At 67.8% G+C, this 23,045-nt stretch carries 22 protein-coding genes and 2 pseudogenes; 13 read left to right on the forward strand and 11 right to left on the reverse strand.

Translation table 11 applies throughout. The annotated features are described in order from the left end of the window. The first annotated feature begins 41 nt into the window (after positions 1-41). The gene (locus tag AC1RRV_RS08675) at positions 42-1,997 is read left to right on the forward strand and encodes a methyl-accepting chemotaxis protein (RefSeq protein ID WP_492859189.1); all 1,956 of its coding nucleotides are present in this window, start codon (positions 42-44) and stop codon (positions 1,995-1,997) included. Between the two features lie 206 nt (positions 1,998-2,203). On the opposite strand, the gene AC1RRV_RS08680 is transcribed toward AC1RRV_RS08675, so the two are convergent. Continuing rightward, positions 2,204-3,391: an acetyl-CoA C-acyltransferase gene (locus AC1RRV_RS08680; RefSeq protein WP_492859190.1), complete on the reverse strand. Its 1,188-nt coding sequence runs from the start codon at positions 3,389-3,391 to the stop codon at positions 2,204-2,206. A 264-nt stretch (positions 3,392-3,655) separates the two neighbouring features. On the opposite strand from AC1RRV_RS08680, the gene AC1RRV_RS08685 reads away from it, so the two are divergent. Further along, complete coding sequence (locus tag AC1RRV_RS08685) at positions 3,656-6,043, forward strand: TonB-dependent receptor (RefSeq protein ID WP_492859191.1); 2,388 nt, start codon at positions 3,656-3,658, stop codon at positions 6,041-6,043. Positions 6,044-6,109: 66 nt separating this feature from the next. Here the strand turns inward: AC1RRV_RS08685 and AC1RRV_RS08690 are convergent, their stop codons facing one another. The 6 genes and pseudogenes from AC1RRV_RS08690 to AC1RRV_RS08715 form a co-directional block, all read right to left on the reverse strand. Continuing rightward, entirely contained in the window at positions 6,110-6,517 is a 408-nt protein-coding gene (locus tag AC1RRV_RS08690) for a YybH family protein (protein WP_492859192.1), read from the reverse strand. Between the two features lie 140 nt (positions 6,518-6,657). Further along, entirely contained in the window at positions 6,658-7,347 is a 690-nt protein-coding gene (locus AC1RRV_RS08695) for a TPM domain-containing protein (protein WP_492859193.1), read from the reverse strand. A 13-nt stretch (positions 7,348-7,360) separates the two neighbouring features. Beyond that, positions 7,361-8,200: a TPM domain-containing protein gene (locus AC1RRV_RS08700; protein WP_492859194.1), complete on the reverse strand. Its 840-nt coding sequence runs from the start codon at positions 8,198-8,200 to the stop codon at positions 7,361-7,363. A gap of 10 nt (positions 8,201-8,210) precedes the next feature. Continuing rightward, a complete protein-coding gene (locus tag AC1RRV_RS08705) occupies positions 8,211-8,846 on the reverse strand; it encodes a LemA family protein (protein ID WP_492859195.1) in 636 nt (211 codons plus the stop codon). 161 nt (positions 8,847-9,007) lie between these two features. Further along, a pseudogene (locus AC1RRV_RS08710) lies at positions 9,008-9,141 on the reverse strand (hypothetical protein); the annotation flags it as partial. After that, a complete protein-coding gene (locus tag AC1RRV_RS08715) occupies positions 9,126-10,418 on the reverse strand; it encodes an acyl-CoA dehydrogenase family protein (RefSeq protein ID WP_492859196.1) in 1,293 nt (430 codons plus the stop codon). The pseudogene AC1RRV_RS08710 and the gene AC1RRV_RS08715, both read right to left, overlap by 16 nt. Before the next feature lie 154 nt (positions 10,419-10,572). On the opposite strand from AC1RRV_RS08715, the gene AC1RRV_RS08720 reads away from it, so the two are divergent. The 11 genes from AC1RRV_RS08720 (at position 10,573) to sugE (ending at position 19,024) form a co-directional block, all read left to right on the forward strand. Continuing rightward, positions 10,573-10,986, forward strand: coding sequence for a hypothetical protein (locus tag AC1RRV_RS08720; RefSeq protein WP_492859245.1), 414 nt, complete (start codon positions 10,573-10,575; stop codon positions 10,984-10,986). Positions 10,987-11,443: 457 nt separating this feature from the next. Next, positions 11,444-11,782 carry a DUF8200 family protein gene (locus tag AC1RRV_RS08725; protein ID WP_492859197.1) on the forward strand — a complete coding sequence of 113 codons (339 nt, stop codon included), beginning with the start codon at positions 11,444-11,446 and terminating at the stop codon, positions 11,780-11,782. Between the two features lie 154 nt (positions 11,783-11,936). Next, positions 11,937-12,176, forward strand: a complete 240-nt coding sequence (locus AC1RRV_RS08730; RefSeq protein ID WP_492859198.1) for a hotdog family protein — start codon at positions 11,937-11,939, stop codon at positions 12,174-12,176. 191 nt (positions 12,177-12,367) lie between these two features. After that, entirely contained in the window at positions 12,368-12,922 is a 555-nt protein-coding gene (locus AC1RRV_RS08735) for a F0F1 ATP synthase subunit delta (protein ID WP_492859199.1), read from the forward strand. A gap of 53 nt (positions 12,923-12,975) precedes the next feature. Further along, positions 12,976-14,508, forward strand: coding sequence for a F0F1 ATP synthase subunit alpha (atpA, locus tag AC1RRV_RS08740; protein ID WP_492859200.1), 1,533 nt, complete (start codon positions 12,976-12,978; stop codon positions 14,506-14,508). A 34-nt stretch (positions 14,509-14,542) separates the two neighbouring features. Next, complete coding sequence (locus AC1RRV_RS08745; protein WP_492859201.1) at positions 14,543-15,421, forward strand: F0F1 ATP synthase subunit gamma; 879 nt, start codon at positions 14,543-14,545, stop codon at positions 15,419-15,421. 56 nt (positions 15,422-15,477) lie between these two features. Beyond that, the gene (atpD, locus tag AC1RRV_RS08750; protein WP_492859202.1) at positions 15,478-17,076 is read left to right on the forward strand and encodes a F0F1 ATP synthase subunit beta; all 1,599 of its coding nucleotides are present in this window, start codon (positions 15,478-15,480) and stop codon (positions 17,074-17,076) included. Beyond that, the gene (locus tag AC1RRV_RS08755; protein ID WP_492859203.1) at positions 17,076-17,327 is read left to right on the forward strand and encodes a hypothetical protein; all 252 of its coding nucleotides are present in this window, start codon (positions 17,076-17,078) and stop codon (positions 17,325-17,327) included. Before atpD ends, AC1RRV_RS08755 begins: the two co-directional genes overlap by 1 nt. Then, the gene (locus AC1RRV_RS08760; RefSeq protein WP_047412005.1) at positions 17,327-17,587 is read left to right on the forward strand and encodes an ATP synthase F1 subunit epsilon; all 261 of its coding nucleotides are present in this window, start codon (positions 17,327-17,329) and stop codon (positions 17,585-17,587) included. Before AC1RRV_RS08755 ends, AC1RRV_RS08760 begins: the two co-directional genes overlap by 1 nt. Positions 17,588-17,757: 170 nt before the next feature. Beyond that, positions 17,758-18,531, forward strand: coding sequence for a hypothetical protein (locus AC1RRV_RS08765; RefSeq protein WP_492859204.1), 774 nt, complete (start codon positions 17,758-17,760; stop codon positions 18,529-18,531). A gap of 169 nt (positions 18,532-18,700) precedes the next feature. Continuing rightward, on the forward strand, positions 18,701-19,024 hold the full coding sequence (sugE, locus tag AC1RRV_RS08770) for a quaternary ammonium compound efflux SMR transporter SugE (protein ID WP_492859205.1): 324 nt from the start codon (positions 18,701-18,703) through the stop codon (positions 19,022-19,024). Here the strand turns inward: sugE and AC1RRV_RS08775 are convergent. From AC1RRV_RS08775 to AC1RRV_RS08790, 4 genes and pseudogenes are all read right to left on the reverse strand, one after another. Further along, positions 19,021-19,770 carry an alpha/beta fold hydrolase gene (locus AC1RRV_RS08775; RefSeq protein ID WP_492859206.1) on the reverse strand — a complete coding sequence of 250 codons (750 nt, stop codon included), beginning with the start codon at positions 19,768-19,770 and terminating at the stop codon, positions 19,021-19,023. The genes sugE and AC1RRV_RS08775 overlap by 4 nt on opposite strands. A gap of 52 nt (positions 19,771-19,822) precedes the next feature. Beyond that, entirely contained in the window at positions 19,823-21,286 is a 1,464-nt protein-coding gene (locus tag AC1RRV_RS08780) for an alpha/beta hydrolase (RefSeq protein ID WP_492859246.1), read from the reverse strand. Between the two features lie 3 nt (positions 21,287-21,289). Next, a pseudogene (locus AC1RRV_RS08785) lies at positions 21,290-21,804 on the reverse strand (RNA pyrophosphohydrolase); the annotation flags it as partial. Between the two features lie 39 nt (positions 21,805-21,843). After that, the gene (locus AC1RRV_RS08790) at positions 21,844-23,022 is read right to left on the reverse strand and encodes a divergent polysaccharide deacetylase family protein (RefSeq protein ID WP_492859207.1); all 1,179 of its coding nucleotides are present in this window, start codon (positions 23,020-23,022) and stop codon (positions 21,844-21,846) included. Between the last annotated feature and the right edge of the window lie 23 nt (positions 23,023-23,045).

Below are 23,045 nucleotides of genomic sequence, written 5' to 3' on the forward strand. Positions count from 1 at the left end.
TGAGGTTTAGCGGCCGCAACCCTTCAACGAGGAGCCGGCCAGTGTCCTTTGGCGACCTGAGAATCCCCCACAAGCTGATGGCGGTGTTCGCCGTCATGCTCGCCACGATCATGCTCATGGGCGTGGCGTTGTATGCGAACAAGGTGGGCCTCGCCCACTCCGTGGAGCGGACCGAACGCGCCTACGAGATGCTGCGCCAGGCCGACACGGCCGCCTTCCGCCTGACCCGCCAGGAAAACTCGCTGCGCGGGTTCCTGCTCTCCGGCGACCCCTACTACGTCAAGCGCCTGGAAGAGGCTCACAAGCCGAAGTTCCTGAAGGCCCTGGACGAGCTGAAGACCCTGGCCGCCGGCAATGAGCAGGACCTCGCCCGCATCGCCGCGGTCGACGCGGCCTATGCCGACTATCGCAAGCTGGCCATCGAGCCGGGCGAGACCCTGGGCGCCGATCCCGCGACCCGTCCGCAGGCGGTCGAGCTGGTCAAGCACGACGGCGTCGCCGACAAGGCCGTCGAGCCGGTCGAGGCCGCCATCGAGGCCATCACCACCAACGCCGAGGCCGAGCTGGCCACCGAAGCCGCCGCCCAGAAGAAGGCCTCGGTGGAGTCCACCCTGGCCCTGGCGATCGGCATCCTGATCACCGCCGGCATCGCCATCTGCGGCGGTCTGCTGCTGACCGGCGCGATCGCCAAGCCCGTCGCGGCCATGACCAGCGCCATGCGCCGCCTGGCCGCCGGCGATCATTCGATCGCCGTCCCGGCCCAGGGCCGCAAGGACGAGATCGGCGACATGGCTTCGGCCGTCGCCTACTTCAAGGACGCGGCGATCGAGAAGATCCGCATCGAGGAAAGCGCCGCCAGCCAGCGTACGGCGGCCGACCACGAGCGCGCGAGCAACGAGGCCGAAAAGGCCGAGGTCGCCCGCAACGACGCGGTCGCCATCTCGGCGCTCAACGAGGCCCTGGACCGCCTGGCCTCGGGTGACCTGACCCATCGGATCGACACGCCCTTCGCGCCCAAGGCCGAAAGCCTGCGCACCAACTTCAACGCCGCCGCCGATCGGATGCAGCAGGCGATCCAGGCGATCGGCGCGGCCACCGGCGGCGTCAACAGCGGCTCGGACGAGATCGCCGAGGCCTCCGACAACCTGTCGCGGCGCACCGAGCAACAGGCCGCCAGCCTCGAAGAGACCGCCGCCGCCCTGGACGAGATCACCGCGACGGTTCGCAAGACCGCCTCGGGCGCCAAGGAGGCCTCGCAGGTCGTGGCCACCGCCCGTTCGGACGCCGAGCGTTCGGGCCGCATCGTCAGCCAGGCCGTCTCGGCCATGACCGAGATCGAGACCTCCTCGACCCAGGTCAGCCAGATCATCGGCGTCATCGACGAGATCGCCTTCCAGACCAACCTTCTGGCCCTGAACGCCGGCGTCGAAGCCGCGCGTGCTGGCGAGGCCGGTCGTGGCTTCGCGGTCGTCGCTCAGGAAGTGCGGGCTCTCGCCCAGCGCTCGGCGGACGCCGCCAAGGAGATCAAGACCCTGATCTCGACCTCGACCGCCCAGGTCGAGACCGGCGTGGACCTGGTCGGCCAGACCGGCGAGGCGCTGAACCGCATCGTCGAGCAGATCGCCTCGATCGACGGCCTGGTGAAGGAAATCTCGGCCTCGGCCAGCGAGCAGGCCACCGGCCTGAACGAGGTCAATACGGCCGTCAACCAGATGGACCAGGTCGTCCAGCAGAACGCCGCCATGGTGGAAGAGGCCACGGCCGCCACGCACTCTCTGAAGAACGAAGCCAAGGCCCTGGCCGACATGGTCTCGCGCTTCCGGGTGGCCCAGGTCGCCCCGACCGCCGCGTCCGCGCCCACGGCGTCGCGTCCCAGCTATCGCCCGCCCGCGACCACCTCGCGTCCCGCCGCCCCGATCTCGCGTCCGACCTCGGCCGCGCGCCCGGGCCGTGGCTCGGCCGCCGTGGCGGTCAACGAGGACTGGGAAGAGTTCTGATCGCCTGACGATCGGCTGAAACTGAACGGGCTCCCTGGGTGACCAGGGAGCCCGTCTTCGTTTTGCCGTCCTTCATGGGAAAGACGGTGCGGTTCAAGTGGCCGAAATCAGAAGATCTCGAACAGACCCGCCGCGCCCCGTTGAGATCGCGAAGGCGATCTCAACCACTCTTCGTTGATGGGCGCCGTTGTCCGGCCTGATCGAAATCAGAAGATTTCGAACAGACCGGCGGCGCCCATGCCACCGCCGATGCACATGGTCACCACGCCTAGCTTGGCCTTGCGGCGCTTGCCTTCCAGCAGCAGGTGGCCGGCGCAGCGGGCGCCGGTCATGCCGAAGGGGTGGCCGATGGCGATCGAGCCGCCGTTGACGTTGTACTTCTCCGGATCGATGCCCAGCTTGTCGCGGCTGTAGAGGCACTGCGAGGCGAAGGCCTCGTTCAGTTCCCACAAGTCGATGTCGTCGACCTTCAGGCCGTGGCGTTCCAGCAGGCGCGGCACGGCGAAGACCGGGCCGATGCCCATCTCGTCGGGCTCGCAGCCGGCGATGGCGAAGCCCTTGAACAGGCCAAGGGGCTCAAGGTTGCGACGCGCGGCTTCCTTGGCGTCCATGATCACCACGGCGGCGGCGCCGTCCGACAGCTGGCTGGCGTTGCCGGCGGTGACGAAGTTGCCCGGACCCTTGACGGGCTCCAGCTTGGCCAGGCCTTCGAGGGTCGTTTCCGGACGATTGCACTCGTCCTTGGTGACGACATAGTCGACCAGGCTCTCTTCCTTGGTCTCCTTGTTGACCACCTTCATCTTGGTGGCCATCGGCACGATTTCGTTGTCGAACAGGCCGGCGGCCTGGGCGGCGGCGATGCGCTGCTGGCTGCGCAGCGAATATTCGTCCTGGTACTCGCGGCTGAGGCCATAGCGCTTGGCCACGATGTCGGCGGTGTCGATCATCGCCATCCACAGGGCCGGCTTTTCCTTCATCAGCTTGTCTTCGGTGATGTGGAAGCGGTTCATGTGGCCGCCGCCCTGCACCAGCGAGATCGACTCCACGCCGCCGCCGATGGCGACCGGAGCGCCGTCGTTGCGGACATAGTTGGCGGCCGTGGCGATCGCCTGCAGGCCCGAGGAGCAGAAGCGGTTGACGGTCTGGCCCGAGGTGGTGACCGGCAGGCCGGCCCAGATGGCGGCGTTGCGGGCCACGTTCATGCCGGTGGCGCCCTCGGGACCGCCGCAGCCCAGGACCACGTCCTCGACCTCGCCGCCTTCCAGGCCGGCGCGCTCGACCGCGTGCTTGATCGCGTGACCGGCCATCGCCGCGCCGTGGGTGTTGTTGAAGCCGCCCCGGTTGGACTTGGCCAGGCCGGTCCGGGCGTAAGAGACGATGACCGCTTCGCGCATAGAGGCGCACTCCCCGTTAAAACGTTAGTTTGAATTTGTCTCACCCTAGACCGGCTTTTCGCGGTGCGAAAGGTCACGCGCGCGTAAAGCAAAAACGCCCCCAAACCGCCCGAGCGTGACATTGTGATCACAGTGTCACCGGTGTCTAAACCGCTGATTCTAATCACCTTCGTTTCGCGTTGACTTTGCCCGATTCCGCGATGAACGCTGTAGTTGCGTCGGGAGTCCGACTCCAAGAACGCCAAAAACATACGGGAGGTATTCATGACCATCGCTACATCGCGCGCTCGCGCGCGCGTACTGCTGGGCGCCAGCGCGCTCGCCGCGGTCCTCGCTGTCCCCGCCTTCGCGGCGGCCCAGCAGGCCGATCAGAACGCCATCGACGAGATCATCGTCACCGCGACCAAGCGCGACGCGACGATCCAGGACATCCCCTTCTCGATCAACGCCCAGACGGAGAAGGACATCCAGCGCTCGGGCGCCGTGACCCTCGAGGACCTGTCGCGCAACGTGGCCGGCCTGAACATCCAGAACCTCGGCCCGGGCCAGAGCCAGGTGTCGGTGCGCGGCGTCTCCGCCGGCCAGGTGGTCCGCGACCAGCCCGGCGTGAAGGAGCAGGTCGGGGTCTATCTCGACGAGTCGGTGATCTCCCTGTCGCTGTTCACCCCGGACATCGACCTGTTCGACCTGAACCGCGTCGAGACCCTGCGCGGTCCGCAAGGCACGCTGTTCGGCTCGGGCTCGGTGGGCGGCACCATCCGCTACATCACCAACCAGCCGAAGCTGGGCGTCCAGGAAGGCACGTTCGAAGCCAACGCCAACCTGGTCGGTGGCGGCGACTTCGGCGGGCACGTGAAGGGCGCGGTCAACATCCCGCTCTCGGACAAGATCGCCATGCGCGCGGTCGGCTACCTGACCCAGTACGGCGGCTTCATCGACGCCCGCAAGGAAGGCGGCAAGGTGGACAAGAACGTCAATGACGGCACCCGCCGCGGCGGCCGTCTCGCCTTCTACATCGAGCCGAACGAGCAGGTGAACTTCACCCCGCGCGTGGTCTATCAGGAGATCCGGGCCGGCGGCTTCAATCGCCAGGAGGTGTTCAACCTCTTCGCCAACAACAACACCACGACCCGTCCGAAGGTGACCCTGGGCGAGCGCGAGCAGTACCTGCTGCTGGACGAAAGCTTCGCCGACAACACGATGGTGGCCGACCTCACGGCCAACTTCAATTTCGACGGCGCGACCCTGACCAGCGTCACCAGCCTGATCAATCGCGACATCACCGTGAACCGCGACGCCAGCGCCCTGACCGGCAGCGTCTCGGTCGACCTGGGCTTCCCGGCGGCGGCGGTGACCCTGCCATCCAAACTGGTCGACACCACCGACCTGGAGCAGGTCACCCAGGAACTGCGCCTGGCCTCGACGGGCGAGGGGCCGTTCCAGTGGGTGATCGGCGGCTTCTATTCGAAGGTCGATCGCGTCTACAACCAGCGCCTACCGACCCCGGGCTACGACGCCTACACCAACGCCGTGCTGGGCGCCGGCACGGCCGCCGCCGTGGCCAACGGCTTTGAGCTGAACTCGCCCTACAACGCCTACCTGCCCTACGACATCAAGCAGAAGGCCCTGTTCGGTGAAGTGAACTACACGATGGGCAAGCTGACCGCGACGGCGGGCGGCCGCTACTACGACTTCAGCGAAACCCGCCAGTTCAAGTCGGGCGGCCTGTTCGCCAACGGCGACAACCGCACCGACACGACCTCGTCGGACGGCTTCACGCCGCGCTTCCTGCTGAGCTACGAGGCGTCGAACACCGTCACCTTCAACGCCCAGGCCTCGAAGGGCTTCCGTCTCGGCGGCGTCAACGACCCGCTGAACATCCCGCTCTGCTCGGCCCAGGACAAAGCGATCTTCGGCGGCTACCAGAACTATGACGACGAGACGCTGTGGAACTACGAAGGCGGGATGAAGTCGCGGTTCGGCCGCGTCACCCTGAACGCCGCGGCCTTCTACACCGACATCAAGGACCTGCAGACGACCCTGGACGCCGGCTCGTGCTCGTCGCGCGTGGTGTTCAACGTGGCCAAGGCCCACACCAAGGGCGTCGAGGCCGAGCTGACCGCGCGTCTGGCCTCCGGCCTCGACATCGGCTTCTCGGGCAGCCTGCTGGAAGCCGAGTTCGACTCGACCGTGAAGGACGGGACGGGCGCGGTGATCGGCGGCATCCGCGACGGCAATCGCCTGCCGTCGGTGCCGAAGTTCCAGGTCTCGTTCGACATGACCTACAGCCACGAGGTCCGCGAGGGCGTGAACAGCTACGTGAAGGCCTCGATCCAGCACGTCGGCAGCCGCTTCACCCAGGCCAGCGACCAGGAGAACAACCCGCGCTCCTTCGTCTCGGGCCTGCCGTTCGGCGGCGCGACCGGCGCGGTGCCGACGATCGTCAATCTCAAGCTGCCCAGCTACGAGATCGTCAATTTCAGCGCCGGCCTGGAGTTCCAGGACGGGGTCGACCTGACCCTCTACGTCAACAACCTGTTCGACGAGAACGCCCTGCTGTCGTTCGACCGCGAACGCGGCGGGCGCGCTCGTCTCGGCTACACTGTCGGCCAGCCGCGCACCGTGGGCGTGACGGTCCGCAAGTCGTTCTAGGGCTTACCAATCCAGGACTAGGGGGCGGTCGCTTCGGCGGCCGCCCTTTTTCATGCGGCCGAGGTTCTAGCTGGACTTGGCCTCGGCCAGCGGGTCGGCGTGGCGGTGGACCAGTTTCCAGGCCCCGTCCTCGCGCCGGAACAGCTCGGTGATCCGCAGGTGCATCTCGACCGGCTCTTCGTGGCCGGCCAGCCGTACGGTCGCGTGCTGCAGGCCGGTCCAGTAGGCGAGGTCGCCCGCGGCGTCGCTGTGCAGGATCTCCAGCGTGGTCTCACCGCCTTGAGAGAAGGCGCCGGCGTCGTGCGCGTAGAGGCTGGACACCCAGTCGGCGCCCTCTTCGCGTCCGCCGCGCGGCGGAAAGAAGCTCGCCGGACAGGCCAAGGCCACCAGTTGATCCAGCGGGCCGGCGTTGCCATTGACATAGGCCTGGGCCGCCTGGCGGCGGATCTCGAGAAAGTCGTCGAAATCGGACATGGCGAACTCCCGGAAGCCTCGCTTCAGGAAGCGCGCGAGCCCGCTTTCGTATCCGTCTTCGGTCCCATTGGGGCCCGAGGCCTATCGCCGGAAGAGGGCGTTCAGGCCTTCCTCCATCGACAGCTCGACCAGACCGGACATCAGCGTTTCGGCAGGATAGTCAGGCTGTCGGGCAGCTCATTGCGGTCGTCGCCGCGCGGCGGGACGTGGGCGGCGAGGATCGCGCCGGTACGGGCCACGGCGGCGACGAAGCCGTCGGCGATCGCGCCGCGCTTGAGGCCGCCGATCAGGTCGGCCACGACCTCGTCCCAGACCGCGTTGGGCGCGGCCTTGTAGATTCCCTCGTCGGCGATGACCTCGACCCGGTGCTCGGCCAGGGCGGCGAAGATCAGGACGCCGGTGCGGTCGCGGGTGACGTGCAGGCCGTGGCTGAGGAACTGCTCCATGGCCGCGCGCTTGACCCGGGCGGCCTTCAGCGAGCCGGGGGTCAGGGCGCGGCGGACCGGCGGGATCGAGACGACCAGGGCCGCGACGACGAACACCGCCAGCTGCAGAGCCACATAGGTCGACAGCGCCGACAGGATCGCGCCGTCCAGGGCGGCCTGGTGGCCGACGCTCCAGCCGCCGAACAGACGGGTCAGCATCTCGGGCCGGAAGCCGGCGAACAGGGCCGCGGCGGGCAGCACCAGCGCCGTGGCCGCCGCCCAGACCAGCGGCGTCTCGCGATAGTCCGACACCTCCGGCGTCAGGACGCAGAAGATCTCGCCGGCGGTGGTCCTCTCGGCCTCGGCCACCGCGCCGGCGATGCGGTCGAGGTCCTGTGGGGTCATGCGTGTCGCCATCTCACCAGCTCCCCGAACTGCCGCCGCCGCCGAACGACCCGCCGCCGCCGGAGAATCCGCCGCCGCCGCCGCCTCCGCCGCCCCAGCTTCCGCCGCCGCTCCAGCCGCCGCCTCGGCCGCCGTTGTTCAAGGCGCCCAGGATGATCCAGGGCAGGGCCGAGCCCAGGCCGCCACGACGGCGACGTCCCCGGAACAGGTTGGAGAACACGAACAGGATGAAGAGGAAGATCAGGAAGCCGACGATCGGCGAGCCCTTGGCCTTGTGCCGCTCGGGCTGGCTGGCGTCGAGGATGCGGACCTTGGCCTCGCCGGCGGGCGCGGCCAGCTGATTGATGATGGCGTCGGTCCCGGCGACCACGCCGCCCTCCATGTCGCCGTCGCGGAACTTCGGCAGGACGGCGCTCTGGATGATGACGCTGGAGAGGGCGTCGGTCAGCACGGGCTCCAGGCCATAGCCGACCTCGATCCGCACCTTCCGGTCATTGGGCGCGACCAGCAGGATCGCGCCGGTGTTCTTGTCCTTCTCGCCGATGCCCCAGGTCCGGCCCAGTTGATAGCCGTAGTCCTCGATCGGATAGCCCTGCAGGCTGGGCACGGTCGCCACGACCAGCTGGCGGCCGGTCGTGGTCTCGAGGGTCTCCAGCTTGCCCGTGAGATCGCGCTCGACGTCGGGCGACAGGATCTGGGCCTCGTCGACCACCCGCCCGGTCAGGGGCGGGAACTTCGGCTCGGCGAAGGCGGGGAGGGCGAAGAGGATTGCCGCCAGCGCCAGGAGGCATGTCCTCAGCCACGCGGCTGGAGAGGCCTCCCCCGCGCGACGGGGGATGGCGAGGGCGGTCATCTTCACAGTCCTACTGAACCTTCGGCGGCGCGGCCGTGGGCGGGGCCGAGAAGTCCACGGTCGGGGCGCTCTGCGCTGCCGCTGACGCCTGGAACAGCTGGGCCGGCTTCTGGCCGCTGTACATCGTCTTGGCCCAGAACACGCTGGGGAAGGTGCGCAGGGTGGTGTTGTACTTCTGGGCGGTCGAATTGTAGTCGCGGCGGGCGATCGTGATGCGGTTCTCGGTGCCCTCCAGCTGGCTCTGCAGGGCCATGAAGTTCTGGTTCGACTTCAGGTCCGGATACTGCTCCTGGATCACCATCAGGCGGCCGAGCACGCCCGACAGCTGGTCCTGGGCGGCGGCGTATTTCTCGAAGGCGGCCGGGTCGGTGATGGTCGAGGCGTCGACCTTGACCTGGGTGGCGCTGGCGCGGGCCTGGGTGACGGCGACCAGCACGTCCTTCTCCTGGGCCGCGTAGCCCTTCACCGTCGCGACCAGGTTCGGCACCAGGTCGGCGCGGCGCTGGTACTGGTTCTGCACCTCGGCCCAGGCGGCCTTGGTCGCCTCGTCCTGGGTGGGGATGGTGTTGATCCCGCAGCCGGCGAGCGTGGCCGGAATGGCGACGATCAGGGCGACACGCGCGGCGTTACGAGCCAGACGGTTCATCAAAGTCCCTCCAAGAGCCTGCCTGCCTCGAAGAGGGGGATCAGCAGGCTCGCCCAGTCAGAGCGCGAACATGTATGCTCGCGTACCGACGTTAGATAGCGCGCCGATGACACTACGTCAGGTCGCGGCGGATTAAACCTTGGACATGTGGAATGGCTCCACGCGTCCTTCGAGGCCCGCTCGGGAACGGGCGCCTCAGGATGAGGAATTCAGCGCGGACCACACAGCTCCCCTCATCCTGAGGTGCGAGGCGCAGCCGAGCCTCGAAGGACGCAGGGTCTAACCGCCCGCAAATGCGGCTTTGCGCGGACCCATGTAGCCGAACAGCCAGGCGGCGACCTTGCGCATCTGGATCTCCTCGGAGCCCTCGGTGATCCGGTAGCGGCGGTGGTGGCGGTAGATGTGCTCGAACGGCTTGTGGCGCGAATAGCCGATGCCGCCGTGGATCTGCATCGCCCGGTCGGCGGCCTCGCAGCAGAGGCGGTTGGCCCAGTAGTTACACATCGAGACCTTGTCGGAGAGCCGCTTCTCGACCTCGACCTTGCTCATCTGGTCCATCTCCCAGGCGGTCTTGCGGATCAGCAGGCGCAGCATCTCGACCTGGGTCGACAGCTCGACGATCGGGAACTGGATGGCCTGGTTCTCGGCCAGGGCCTTGCCGAACGGCTTGCGCGCGCGCGCGTACCTTATGCTCTCCTCGATGCAGTAGGCGGCCGCGCCCAGGCTGGAGGCGGCCTGGCGGATGCGGTTCTCGTGCACGAAGTGCTGGGCCAGGGCCAGGCCGCCGCCCTCGGGTCCGAACATCGCGCTCTCGGGGACCCAGACATTGGTGAAGCTGACCCGCGGATGGTCCGTCGGCATGTTGAAGGTCCAGAGATACTCCTCGATCTTCACGCCGGGCGCGTGGGCCGGGACCAGCAGGGCGGTGATGCCGCGTGCGTCGCCGTCCTCGCCGCTGGTGCGGGCGAACAGGCAGCAGTGGGTGGCCGCGTGCATGCCGGTGGTCCACATCTTCTGGCCGTTGATCCGCCAGCCGGCCTCGCCGTGATGCTCATCGCGGACGGCGCGGGTCTCCATGAAGGTGGCGTCCGAGCCATGCTCGGGCTCCGTGAGGCCGAACGTCGGGCGGAAGGCGCCCTTGTCCAGCATGTCGGTGATCAGGTGCTGCTGGTCGGGCCGGCCGAAGTCGCGGATCATCAGCACGAACGGATTGTTGCCGACGATCGAGTGCTCGTTCTGCAGGTCGTTGAATAGGCCAAGGCCCTTGGCGGCCAGGTGCTCGCGGATCACCGCCATCCAGAGGTTGGAGCCGTCCTGGCCGCCGTACGCTTTCGGCAGGGCGAAGCGGTAGTGGCCGGCCTGGTCGGCCAGCTTGCGGGCCTTGGCCAGCAGCTCCTCCCAGTCGTGCTTGGGCAGGCCGCCGCCATCCCAGTCAGTGCGGGCCCATTCGCGGCGGTGGTCGAAGAAGCGTTCGTTGTCGTCGCGCGCCTGCAGGGGCGCGATCTCTTTCTCGATGAAGGCGTCGAGCTCGGCCAGATAGGCCGTGAGGTCCGGTGACAGCTGGAAGTCCATGGCGAAGCCTCCCTCATGCACGTCTTTGGGCGCATCTTCTGGTTATGGCGGCCAGTTAAGCGCGACGAGTGGTCGCGGCCAACCGTGCCCTTGGGGAACAAGACCTTAACCCGCTCTTGACCGCGCCGGCCGCAGGGTTTCCGCCATGATCACCATGGCCGCCTTCGCGATCCTTGGCGCCGCGCTCGGACTTTTCGTCAGGCCGCGCCTGTTGGGCGTTGTTCTTCCGGTCCTGATCGCCGCCGTCGTCGAGGGCGGCGTCTACTGGATGGTCGAGGTGATGCGGGACCAGCCCAACCGCGAGCTGCTGATCGCCCGCCTGCAGTCGATCTTCGGCGAAGGCTGGATCGGTGCGATCGGTCCGGTCGTCGCCGCCCTGATCGGCGCGCTGATGGCCGCCTTGATGGGCGCCTTCAGTGACCCCAAGAAGTCGCTCGTCCTGAGCGCCGATGGCATCCGGCGCCGCGTCGGTAAGGACGGCCGCTACGCCCGCGCCGAGGGCATGGTCGAGGACCGCGCCATCCACGCCAAGGCCGAGAGCCGGATCGACTCGATCCTGGGGCTGTAGGGGAGGGCCCTTGAGCCCCCTCGCTTCAAGAAAATTCGCCCTCCTAGGCTTCATGCCTAGGACCCATCGTTCAGCTTTCGCCGCGTTGGCCTGAACGCGTCCACCCTCGCGGCGCCCACGGATCATCGCCGAACCTGGCCGCGCCATGAGTCCTCGCCACACGGGCGAGGAAGGCGGTGGTTGGATGGCGTAGACCGGAAACACGCCCTCACGCCCTCGCCGTTTCCGCGCGCGCCTGGCCGCGTTCCAATCGAAACCGCTGTTTTCCGAAAAATCGATGCGCATGCGAAATTCCGCTTGCGCTATTTCTGATCACTGATATCTAAGCGATGCTTAGTTCGGATCCGAAGCACCGGTGGGGATACCGGCGCTACCATCCCCGGGTCCGGGCGGCCAGTACAGCTTATCACCGATCAACGATCTGACCGCAACTTCCCCAAACCCGGAGGGCTTTCCCATGAAGCTCCGTTCCCTGACGGCTGTCGCCGCCATCTCCTTTTCCATGTTCGCCGGCTCGGCCTTCGCCGACGGCCGCATCGCCGCCGCGCTCGACGCGCCGGTCGCCGCCAAGACCAAGGTCGTGGCCGGCGGGGCCGTCTTCGTCTGCGAAGGCGCCGAGTGCGTGTCGAGCCAAGCCCCCTCGCGGGCTCTCACCGCGGTGGCCTGCAAGGCCCTCGCCAAGGAAGTGGGCCGCGTCGCGGCTTTCGGCGGCGAAACCAAGTCGCTGGACGCCGATGACCTGACCCGCTGCAACGCCTCGGCCAAGGGCGGTTCGGCCCTGGCCTCGGCTAAGTAAGAACACGTATGCGCCTTATCTGAGTACCGGACGCTTTTGGGGTCGTCGTTTCTCCGACCCTGTCTGGCTGTTTCCTCGAGCATTCGCCTGAACGGGGCGGCGGGATCTTTCCGCCGCCTCTTTTCTTTTCCGGCGAGAGGACTAGTTGAGAACCATGGACATCAGCCTCTCCGCCCAGCTGGAATCCGTTCTGCGCAAGGCCGCAGGCGAGGGGACGGCCTTGGCGTCGATGACCGTCGACTACGGACCCGAGGGTGAGGCCGCCGGCCTGGAGCCCAAGGCCTGGGTCGAGCGCGCTACCCGCAGCCTCGTGTTCGCCCAGGGCGAACTGCGTCGCGCGGACGGCGCTCTGGCGGCCTCGGCCTCGGCTGTGTTCCGCCGCGCCGGGGGCTGAACAACCAAGCGGTCGCGCCGGCTTGGTTGCGACTGCGAAAGGCCCGTGTTATCAGGCGCGCGGCTTCGGACGGGGCGGCGCGGCAGCGCCGGCCGTCCATGTGCTTTTTTCAAGCGCGCTCAAGCCTTTAAGCCGTGATGAGAGCTAACCTTCTTATCGGCGGCCATTGCAACGCACCGGGCGGATACCAAGTGGCGGACGAAACCAAGGCGACGGATGCGGGTCAGCGCTATGCGCAGTCCCTCTTCGAACTGACGATCGAGAACGGCTCCCTGCAGAAGGTCGAAGCCGATCTGAAAAGCCTGAAGGCGATGGTGGCCGACAGCGCCGACCTGCGCCGCCTGATCGCCTCGCCCGCCTTCTCAGCCGAAGATAAGAGCAAGGGCCTGGGCGCCGTCGCCAAGAAGGCCGGCTTCCAGCCGCTGACCACCAAGTTCCTGGGCCTCGTCGCCGCCAACGGTCGCGCCGGCGATCTGCTGGGCGCGATCACCGCCTTCGCCGAACTCTCGGCCAAGCACCGCGGCGTCGTGACGGCGGAAGTCGTCTCGGCCGCCGCCCTGTCGCCCGCTCAGCTGAAGGGCGTGCAAGCCGCCCTCGCCGAAGCCCTGGGCAAGACCCCCGAAGTTTCCACGCGCGTCGATCCGTCCCTGCTGGGCGGTCTGAAGGTGCGCGTCGGTTCGCGTCTCTTCGACGCTTCGCTCCGTTCGAAGCTCGATTCCCTGAAATTCGCCCTGAAGCGCGCTTAAGCCTTTAATTAAGCGCCTCGAAAAAAATTAGATCGCAGAGAGCCCAGAAGACCATGGACATCCGCGCCGCCGAGATTTCGGCCATCCTCAAGTCGCAGATCGCCAACTTCGGCGAAGAAGCCGCCGTCTCGGACGTCGGCCAAGTGCTGTCCGTTGGTGACGGCATCGCCCGCATCTACGGCCTGGACAACGTCCAAGCCGGCGAAATGCTGGAATTCCCGAAGGCCGGCGTGAAGGGCATGGCCCTGAACCTCGAGCGCGACAATGTCGGCGCCGTGATCTTCGGCCAGGACCAGGCCATCAAGGAAGGCGACGAAGTCCGTCGCCTCGGCGAGATCGTCGACGTTCCGGTCGGCCGTGGCCTGCTGGGCCGCGTCGTCAACCCGCTGGGCGAGCCGATCGACGGCAAGGGCCCGATCCAATACACCGAGCGTCGCCGCGTCGACGTCAAGGCTCCGGGCATCATCCCGCGCAAGTCGGTGCACGAGCCCGTACAGACCGGCCTGAAGTCGATCGACACCCTGATCCCGGTCGGCCGTGGCCAGCGCGAGCTGATCATCGGTGACCGTCAGACCGGCAAGACCGCCGTCGCCATCGACACCATCCTGAACCAGAAGGCCGTCAACGCCGGCAAGGACGAGAGCGCAAAGCTCTATTGCGTCTATGTCGCCATCGGCCAGAAGCGCTCGACCGTCGCCCAGATCGTCAAGACCCTGGAAGAGCACGGCGCCCTGGAATACACGATCGTCGTCGTCGCCTCGGCCTCGGAGCCGGCCCCGCTGCAGTACATCGCGCCGTTCTCGGGCTGCGCCATGGGCGAGTGGTTCCGCGACAACGGCCTGCACGGCCTGATCATCTATGACGATCTGTCCAAGCAAGCCGTCGCCTACCGCCAGATGTCGCTGCTGCTGCGCCGCCCGCCGGGCCGCGAAGCCTATCCGGGCGACGTGTTCTATCTGCACTCGCGCCTGCTGGAACGCGCCGCGAAGCTGAATGAAGACAATGGTTCGGGCTCGCTGACGGCTCTGCCGATCATCGAAACCCAGGCCAACGACGTGTCGGCCTACATCCCGACCAACGTGATCTCGATCACCGACGGCCAGATCTTCCTGGAAACCGACCTGTTCTATCAGGGCATCCGCCCCGCCGTGAACGTCGGCATCTCGGTGTCGCGCGTCGGCTCGTCGGCCCAGATCAAGGCGATGAAGCAAGTCGCCGGCCCGATTAAGGGCGAGCTGGCCCAGTACCGTGAAATGGCCGCCTTCGCGAAGTTCGGCTCGGACCTGGACGCCTCGACCCAGAAGATGCTGGCTCGCGGCGAGCGCCTGACCGAGCTGCTGAAGCAGCCCCAGTACGCCCCGCAGTCGGTCGAAGAGCAGGTCTGCGTGATCTACGCCGGCACGCGCGGCTACCTGGACAAGATCCCGACCTCGTCGGTTCGCCGTTTCGAGACCGAGCTCCTGGCCCGTCTGCACAGCGCCCACAAGGATCTGCTGGACGGCATCCGCACCAAGAAGGCCCTCGACAAGGACCTGGAGAACACGCTGAAGAGCGCGCTCGACAGCTTCTCGGCGACCTTCGCCTAAGCCCCCTCGGAACGCTCGGAGAGAGTAGCGCCGAATGGCCAGCTTGAAGGAAATGCGCAATCGGATCTCGAGCGTCAAAGCGACGCAAAAGATCACGAAAGCGATGCAGATGGTGGCGGCGGCGAAGCTGCGCCGGAGCCAGGACGCCGCCGAAGCGGCGCGTCCTTACGCTCGGCGCCTGGCTTCGGTGATCGCCAACCTGGCGGCCGGCGTGTCCGGCGACGGGGCTCCGGCCCTGCTGACCGGCACGGGTCGCGATGATCGTCACCTGATCATCGTCGCGGCCGCCGATCGCGGTCTGGCCGGCGGCTTCACCTCGTCGATCGTGCGCGCCGCGCGCGAACGGATCGACACGCTGATCCGCGAAGGCAAGGACGTGAAGATCGTCTGCGTCGGCAAGAAGGCGACGGTCCAACTGCGCCGCCTGTACGCCGAACGCATCGTCGAGAATTTCGACCTGTCGGCCTATCGCCAGTTCACCCTGTCGGTGGCTCAGCCGATCGCCGACGTCGTCACGCGCCTCTACGAGGCCGGCGACATCGATGTGGTCACGCTGTTCTACAGCCGCTTCAAGTCGGTGGTCACCCAGACCCCGACGGCGCTGCAGCTGATCCCGGCGACGGTCGAGGGCGCTTCGGCTCCCGCGACGGGCGCCAGCGCGGCCTACGAGTATGAGCCCTCGGAAGAGGCCATTCTCGAGACCCTGCTGCCGCGCAACCTGACGGTCCAGATCCTGTCGGCCCTGCTCGACAACATGGCCGGCTTCTACGCCAGCCAGATGACGGCGATGGACAACGCCACGCGCAACGCCGGCGACATGATCAAGCGCTACACCCTCGAATATAACCGTTCCCGCCAGGCCCAGATCACCAAGGAGCTGATCGAGATCATCTCCGGCGCCGAAGCCGTCTGATCAAAAGCCTAACGTAAAAAACGCACGCACGAGCACGCACGAAAGACCCGCACGCCATGGCCAAGACCCCCGCTAAGGCTCCCGCCGCCGCCGCCAAGCCGGCAGCCGTGAAGACCCCCGCCGCTCCGAAGGCTGCCGCCCCCAAGGCCGCCGCCGCCAAGGCTCCGGCCAAGGCCGCCGCCTCGAAGACCGCCGCTCCGAAGGCCGCCACCATCGGCGCCGCCACCGGCAAGCTGGTTCAGGTCATCGGCGCCGTCGTCGACGTCGAGTTCACCGGCGAACTGCCGGCGATCCTGAACGCCCTCGAAACCGTCAACGTCGCCTCGGGCCAGCGCCTGGTGTTCGAAGTCGCCCAGCACCTGGGTCAGAACACCGTCCGCGCCATCGCCATGGACGCCACCGAAGGTCTCGTTCGCGGCCAGGCCGTGCGCGACACCGGCGAGTCGATCCGCGTTCCGGTCGGTCCCGGCACCCTGGGGCGCATCATGAACGTCATCGGCGAGCCGATCGACGAGCAGGGCCCGATCAAGTCGGACATCTTCCGCACCATCCACCGCGACGCCCCGAGCTTCGCCGAGCAAACCAACACGGCTGAAGTCCTGGTCACGGGCATCAAGGTCATCGACCTGATGTGCCCCTACACCAAGGGCGGCAAGATCGGCCTGTTCGGCGGCGCCGGCGTCGGCAAGACCGTGACGATGCAGGAACTGATCAACAACATCGCCAAGGCTTACGGCGGTTACTCGGTTCTGGCCGGCGTGGGTGAACGCACCCGCGAAGGCAACGACCTCTATCACGAGATGATCGAGTCCAACGTCAACACCGACCCGAAGGCCAACAACGGCTCGACGGAAGGCTCGCGTTGCGCCCTGGTCTACGGCCAGATGAACGAACCCCCGGGCGCCCGCGCCCGCGTCGCCCTGACCGGCCTGTCGATCGCGGAGTACTTCCGTGACGAAGAAGGCAAGGACGTGCTGCTGTTCGTCGACAACATTTTCCGCTTCACCCAAGCCGGCGCCGAAGTGTCGGCTCTGCTGGGCCGCATCCCCTCGGCCGTGGGCTATCAGCCCACCCTGGCCACCGAGATGGGTAACCTGCAGGAGCGCATCACCTCGACGAACAAGGGTTCGATCACCTCGGTCCAGGCCATCTACGTGCCCGCCGACGACCTGACCGACCCGGCGCCCGCCGCCTCGTTCGCCCACTTGGACGCCACCACCGTTCTGTCGCGTGACATCGCCGCCCAGGCCATCTTCCCCGCCGTCGATCCGCTGGACTCGACCTCGCGGATCATGGACCCGCTGGTCATCGGCGAGGAGCACTACAACGTGGCCCGCTCGGTCCAGGAAGTGCTGCAGCAGTACAAGGCCCTGAAGGACATCATCGCCATCCTGGGCATGGACGAGCTGTCGGAAGAGGACAAGCTGATCGTGGCGCGGGCGCGCAAGATCCAGCGCTTCCTCTCGCAGCCGTTCCACGTCGCCGAGCAGTTCACCAACACGCCGGGCGCCTTCGTCCAGCTGAAGGACACGATCCGCTCGTTCAAGGGCATCGTCGACGGCGAGTACGACCACCTGCCGGAAGGCGCCTTCTACATGGTCGGCGCCATCGAGGAAGCCGTGGCCAAGGCCGAGAAGATGGCGGCGGAAGCCTAATGAGCGAAGAAACGGAACTGGCCGGTTTCTGCTGCGAAGAGCTGGCGGAAGCGGTGTCCCCGGACACCAGCGCCGGGCTCATCGAGCACGACAGCGGCCTGATCCTGCTGAATCTCGGCGAGCGGGAAGAAGAGGGCGAGACCGGCTTGATGCTGACCACGATCCACTTCTGCCCGTTCTGCGGAACCGAGATCCAGACCGATGAGGACATCGAAGCCGCGCTTGGCGGCGTCGAGGAGACTTTCAACTGATGGCCAAGCTGCACTTCTCCCTCGTGGCCCCGGAACGGGAGCTCTTTTCCGGCGACGTGGACCTGGTCCAGGCCCCGGGTACGGAAGGCGACTTCGGCGTCCTGGCCGGCCACGCCCCGTTCATGACCACCCTGCGCGAAGGCAAGGTGACCGTGAAGGACGGCGCGACGACCAAGGTGTTCGATATCCAGGGCGGCTTCGCCGACGTCGGTCCTGACGGCCTGACGATCCTGGCCGAACACGCCGTCGAAGCGGCTTAGTTCGAGCCTGCCATGTGCTTTGGAAACGCCCTCGATCCGCCTGGATCGAGGGTGTTTTCGTATCCAGAGCGACCATCCGCCGCGCCACAAGTAAGAAAATTACATTTGTGGCCCAATCTTGGTCCCAATCGGTAGCCATAAGGGTTGCGAGGGACTGTCTGTCGGTTTTAATGCCGACCTCTTGTCTTGTTGGGGATATCCAGCCTATGCGCCTTGCGCTCGCCAGCCTGATCGCCCTTGGCGCGGTCTCGACCACCGCCATCGCTCAGGAGCAAACCACCGCTCCGGCGCCTGCCGCGGCGCCCGCTCCGGCCCCGGCTCCGGCCGCCCAGACCTCGCCCGCGCCGACCGATCAAGCCGCTCCGGCTCAAACCGCTCCGGCCGCTCCGGCCGACCAAGCCGCGCCGCCCGTCGCCGCCGCCCCGGCCGGCGCGCCGGCCGAAACCTATACGGCGCCGGTCCGTGGTGCGCGCACCACCGACCCGCTGTCGGTGCGCCTGATGGACGTGCTGGACCGCATCTGCAAGCCCTCGGTGGCCGGCGGCGACCTGCCCGCCCTGGCCAAGGAATACGGCTTCAAGAAGAAGAAGGAACAGTGGGTCCTGGCGCTCGAGAAGCCGTACAACGTCACCCTGGACAACCCGGGTTCGAACAAGAACGTCTGCACGATCACCATCGACTACGCGCAGACCCCCGAGCAGGCCCAGGAACTGGCCAACGCCTTGCACGACTGGGCGACGTGGGAAAACAGCCCGCAGCTGCGCCTGATCCGCAACGACCAGACGGTCGGCAGCGACTTCCGCCGCTTCACCGTGTCGTGGGACGACGCTTGGGCCAACGGCCGCGCCGGCCTGGTCTATATGCGCCTGAAGAAGCTGGACGAGACCTCGGTCGGCAAGAACTTCGAGCGCGCCCAGATCCTGTACAGCACGACCAGCCGCTAAGGCGCGATAGCCGAAAGTGGTCGCCGGTTTCGGCGGCCATCGCGCGCTATCCCAAGAGCCTGTTGTCTCGCCGTTTCGGCGGACCTATCTAGCGAAGGCGCGGGGACGACCCCGCGCCTTTTCTCTTTTGTCCGGGGACGACCCCGCCTTTTGAAAGAAAGGGCTCGTCGTGGCCTGGATCATTCTCCTCATCGCCGGTGTGTTCGAAATCGGCTGGGCCGTGGGCCTGAAGTTCACCGAAGGCTTCACCAGGCCCGTGCCGATCGTCCTGACGGCGGTCAGCCTGGTGCTGTCCATGGGGCTGCTGGGCTGGGCCGTGAAGACCCTGCCGCTGGGCACGGCCTACGCCGTCTGGACCGGCGTGGGCGCGGTCGGCACGGCCATCGTCGGCATCGTGCTGTTCAAGGAACCCGCGACGGCCGCGCGGCTGGTGTGCCTCGGCCTGATCGTGGCCGGGATCCTGGGGCTGAAGGTGTTTTCGCCGGCGGCCTAGGCCGCCGCCCTGTCCTCGGCCGCGATGAACGCCAGGCAGCGCTCCGCCACGGCTTCCCAACCAGGCTCTCCGGGCAGCCAATGGCTCATCTCGGGATAGACCTCGACCGTTCCGCCCAGGCGCGCGGCCGTCTGGCGGACCGTGGCCGGCGGATGGATGACGTCCTGGCCGCCCGCGATCGCCAGAACCGGGCAGGCCGGGGCGCTGACGCTGGTGGTCATGAAGGGGTCCAGCCACCAGTTCAGGGTTTCCCACAGCGCCCGGCCGCTCTCGGCCGTCATGCGGGCGAAGATCGCCTTGCGCTCGGGCCGGGCCAGCTTGTCGACGCTGTAGCGGCGCACGACGCCGTAGTCGGGCGCGATGGCCTGCAGCCAATAGGGGCCGAGGGAATAGAGGCTGACCGCCGAGACGGCCTCCTCCAGGCTCGCGCCCGATACGCCCCAAGGGGCGGAGGGCGCCAGCAGGATCAGCTTGGAGACCTTGGCGCGGCTGGCGGCCATCTGAGCGACCAGGCCGCCCATCGAATGGCCGATCAGGATCGGTGGTGTCTCGCAGCTGTCGACCAGGCGCGCGATCTGGCGAGCATAGTCGGTCATCGAGACGCCGGCGGCGCTGCTCGCGCCGTCGTGGCCGATCAGGTCGGGCGTCAGCACCCTATGACCCGCCGCCTCGAAAGGCGCGCGGAACGCGTCGAAGGTCCAGCCGCCACAGAAGGCGCCGTGGACCATGATCACCGGTGCGCGCATGAACGCCCTAAGGAACCCCGCCGGCGAAGCAGCCGGCGGGATCAGCCTACGCCTATTTCTTCGGCTTGGCAGAGGTTTTGGCGGGCGCCTTTGTCGCAGGCTTCGCGGCGGCCTTCGCGGCGGCCTTCGGGGCTGCCTTCGGAGCGGCCTTCGGGGCGGCCTTGGGCGCCGCCGGAGCGGACGCGGCCTTGGCGGGCGCCTTAGGCTTCGCGGCCGGAGCCGCCTTCGCCGCGGGCGCGGCCTTCACCGCCGGAGCAGCCTTGGCCGGAGCAGCCTTGGCAGGAGCGGCCTTGGCCTTCGCGCCGGGCGCGGGCTTGGCGGCTGGAGCCGCCTTGGGCTTCGGCGCGGCCTTGGCGGCAGGCGCGGGCTTGGCCGCGGCCGGAGCTGCCTTGGCCGGAGCCTTCGCGGCCGCCTTCGGCGCGGCGACCTTCTCGGCGGCGGCCTTCGGCTTGGCCGGAGCCTTGGCGGCCGGGGCCTTCGCGGCGGGCGTGGGCTTGGCGGCCGGGGCGGCCTTGGCCTTGGGAGCGGCCTTCGGCGCGGCGGTCTTGGCTTCCGTCTTCGGCTTGGCGGGCGCCTTGGCCGCCGGCGCGGTCTTCGGCGCGGGAGCCGGGGCCGGGGCGGCGGCGACGGGCGCGGCGGCGACCGGGGCTGGTTCGGCCGCCTTCACGGGCGCCGGCTCGGGCGCTTTCACGGGCGCGGCCTTGGGCGCTTCGGCGTGCGGCGTCGGCGCGGCCGGCGTCAGTTTCTTGCCCGTCAGCCAGGCGATCACGTCGTCGAGGATCTTCATCGTGTTTGGCTCATCTATCAAATAGTGGGCGTTGTTGGGGTATTCTCTGTAGTCGGCGTTCGCGTACTTCTTGCCGACCAGTCGGGCGTCGTCGGCGGGCGTGGTGCGGTCCAGCGCGCCGGCGAGAACGAGCACAGGCACGGTCACCTTGGCGGCGTCGACATGTGCGGTCTTGTTTGGGTCCTTGTCCGGCCAGGCGAGGTCCGCCAGGACCTGCCCACTGTCATAGACCAGCTTTCCGTAAAGGTCGTCATGCCGCGCGGCGGGCACGGCGTTCATCACGCCGAACTTGAAGCCCGTCTTCCACATCTTGCCCGCCTTGGTCTCGGGCTTTGACGACAGCGCCAGGTTCAGGAAGGTGAAGACCGGCGAGAGTTTCGGTTTGCCGCGAGCATCGGCGGGCGCCGCCGGAGCGAACAGGACGAGGCCCGCCGCGTGACCGGCCTCGGCGACCTTCTGGGCGATCAGCCCGCCCATCGAATGGCCGACGACCAGCGGCTTCTTGCCGGTCTCCTTGGCCAGGGTCTGAGCCAGGGCGCTCATCTCGGCGACGTAGTCGGCCAGGGTCAGACCCGCCAGGCCCGCTCTCGGGCCCTCGACCGTCCGCACCGCCGACCGGATGGTCGGGGCTTCCACGCGATAGCCTTCGGCCCGCAGCCGGGCGGCGACAGGACCCCAGACGTCCCCCGCGCAGCCATAGCCGTGGATCAAAAGTACTGTTTCGGCCATGCCGTTTTCCCCCGCGCGACGGACCAGGATCAGCCCCCGCGCGTGAACCCCTGGAACGCGGCGACCACCGTTTCGTAGACCCCGCGCTTGAAGGGTACGATCAGTTCGGGCGTTTCGTCGAGCCTGCCCCACTTCCAGGCGTCGAACTCGATGTGCTCGTCCGCTTCCAGATCGATTTCCGACTCCTGGCCGGTGAAGCGATAGGCGAACCAGACCTGCTTCTGGCCGAGCCAGCCGCGCGAGTGTTTCTTGTCGGCGAGGATCTCGGGCGGGAAGTCGTAGGTGACCCAGCCCTCGGTGCGGCCCAGCAGCTCGACCGAGGTGACGCCGGTCTCTTCGGCCAGCTCGCGACGGGCGGCGACCTCCAGGTCCTCGCCCTCGTCGACCCCACCTTGCGGGAACTGCCAGTTGTAGGGCGGGGCCTGCTTGTAGCGACGACCCAGCCAGACGCGGCCATCCTGGTGAAACAGGACGACGCCGACGTTCGGGCGATGCTTGGGAAAGTCCAGCTCGGTCATGCCGAGCTTTGTTTCAGGAAAGCTGGCGGCGCGCCAGTTCTAGCGGTGCGCCAGGGCCGAAGCGGGGGCCAGCTGCATGCCACGCGCCTGCAGGCCGGCGGCCCAGATGCGCACCTGGTTGATGGTCACCGGATAGGCGAAGCCCGAGCCCAGCGATTGGCCGCGACCCGCCGCGCCGGTCTCCAGCGCTTTCAGCTGGGTGTCGATGGCGGAGGCCGACAGTTCGTCGTCGATCACCCGGTCGGCCGAGGCGCGAGGGATTGGGCCGGCGCGGCGCGAGGCCAGGCCGTCATCGACAAACGCCAGGCCGCGCGCTTTCAGCGCGGCGTTGAACGTGCTCATCGCCGGGTCGCTCTCGACGAAGCGGGCGCCCAGATAGTTCGACAGGCCGAAATAGCCGGTGGCGCGCGACATCAGCCATTCCAGCTTGCGCACGGTGTCTTCCGGCCGGTTGGCGGCGATCAGGGTGTAGGGGCCCGGGTCGTTGGCCGGATAGTCGGCCGGTTCCATCGGGGTCTCCAGCAGCACCTCGTGGCCGTGGGCGCGGGCCAGGTCGATCCAGCCTTGCAGGCCGTCGGCATAGGGCGCGAACGACAGGGTGACTTCGCCGGGCAAGGTTTCGATGGCGGCGCGGGTGGTCTGGGCGTTGAGGCCGAGGCCGCCGATGACGACCGACACCTTGGGGCGACCGTTCGGCTTGAAGGGGCGGGCATAGGCTTCCGCGGCCGTGCGGCCGTCGGCGCCGATGATCGGCAGCGGACCGCCGCCGGGGCCCGGGGCGGTCAAGCCGGCGATCGGGGCCTGGGCCAAGCCCGGCCCCTGCTGGATCGGCGGCAGGTTCTGGGTGTCCAGCCCCGCCTCCGCGCCAACCTCGGCGGTCGGCGGGGCGAAGGGGTTGCTCGACAGGCCGAGCTGGCCGGGGACGAGCTCGGCCTCGTGCGCGCTCTCGCCGCCGAGTGCTTCGCGCCAGCCTTCAGGGGCGTTCTTGGTGGCGCCGATCTTGGTCAGTTCGAGGCGAATCACCGGTGAGCCGGCGTGCGGATCGCTGGTGATCAGAACCAGGGTGCTCAGCGAGGCCAGGAACAGGAACGCCGCGCCGCTGGCGCTGATGTAGGGATTGGCGAGCGCGGCCATCAGCTTGGCGCGCAGGTCGCCGGACCCGCCCGGAGCGGGCGCGGCGGCGGCGTAGGCGGGCTTGCGTGAGAACGTGACGGCCATGACCCTGCGAGGCTAGCGGGGAA

It is taken from the genome of Caulobacter sp. GW821-FHT11E10, from assembly GCF_058808375.1.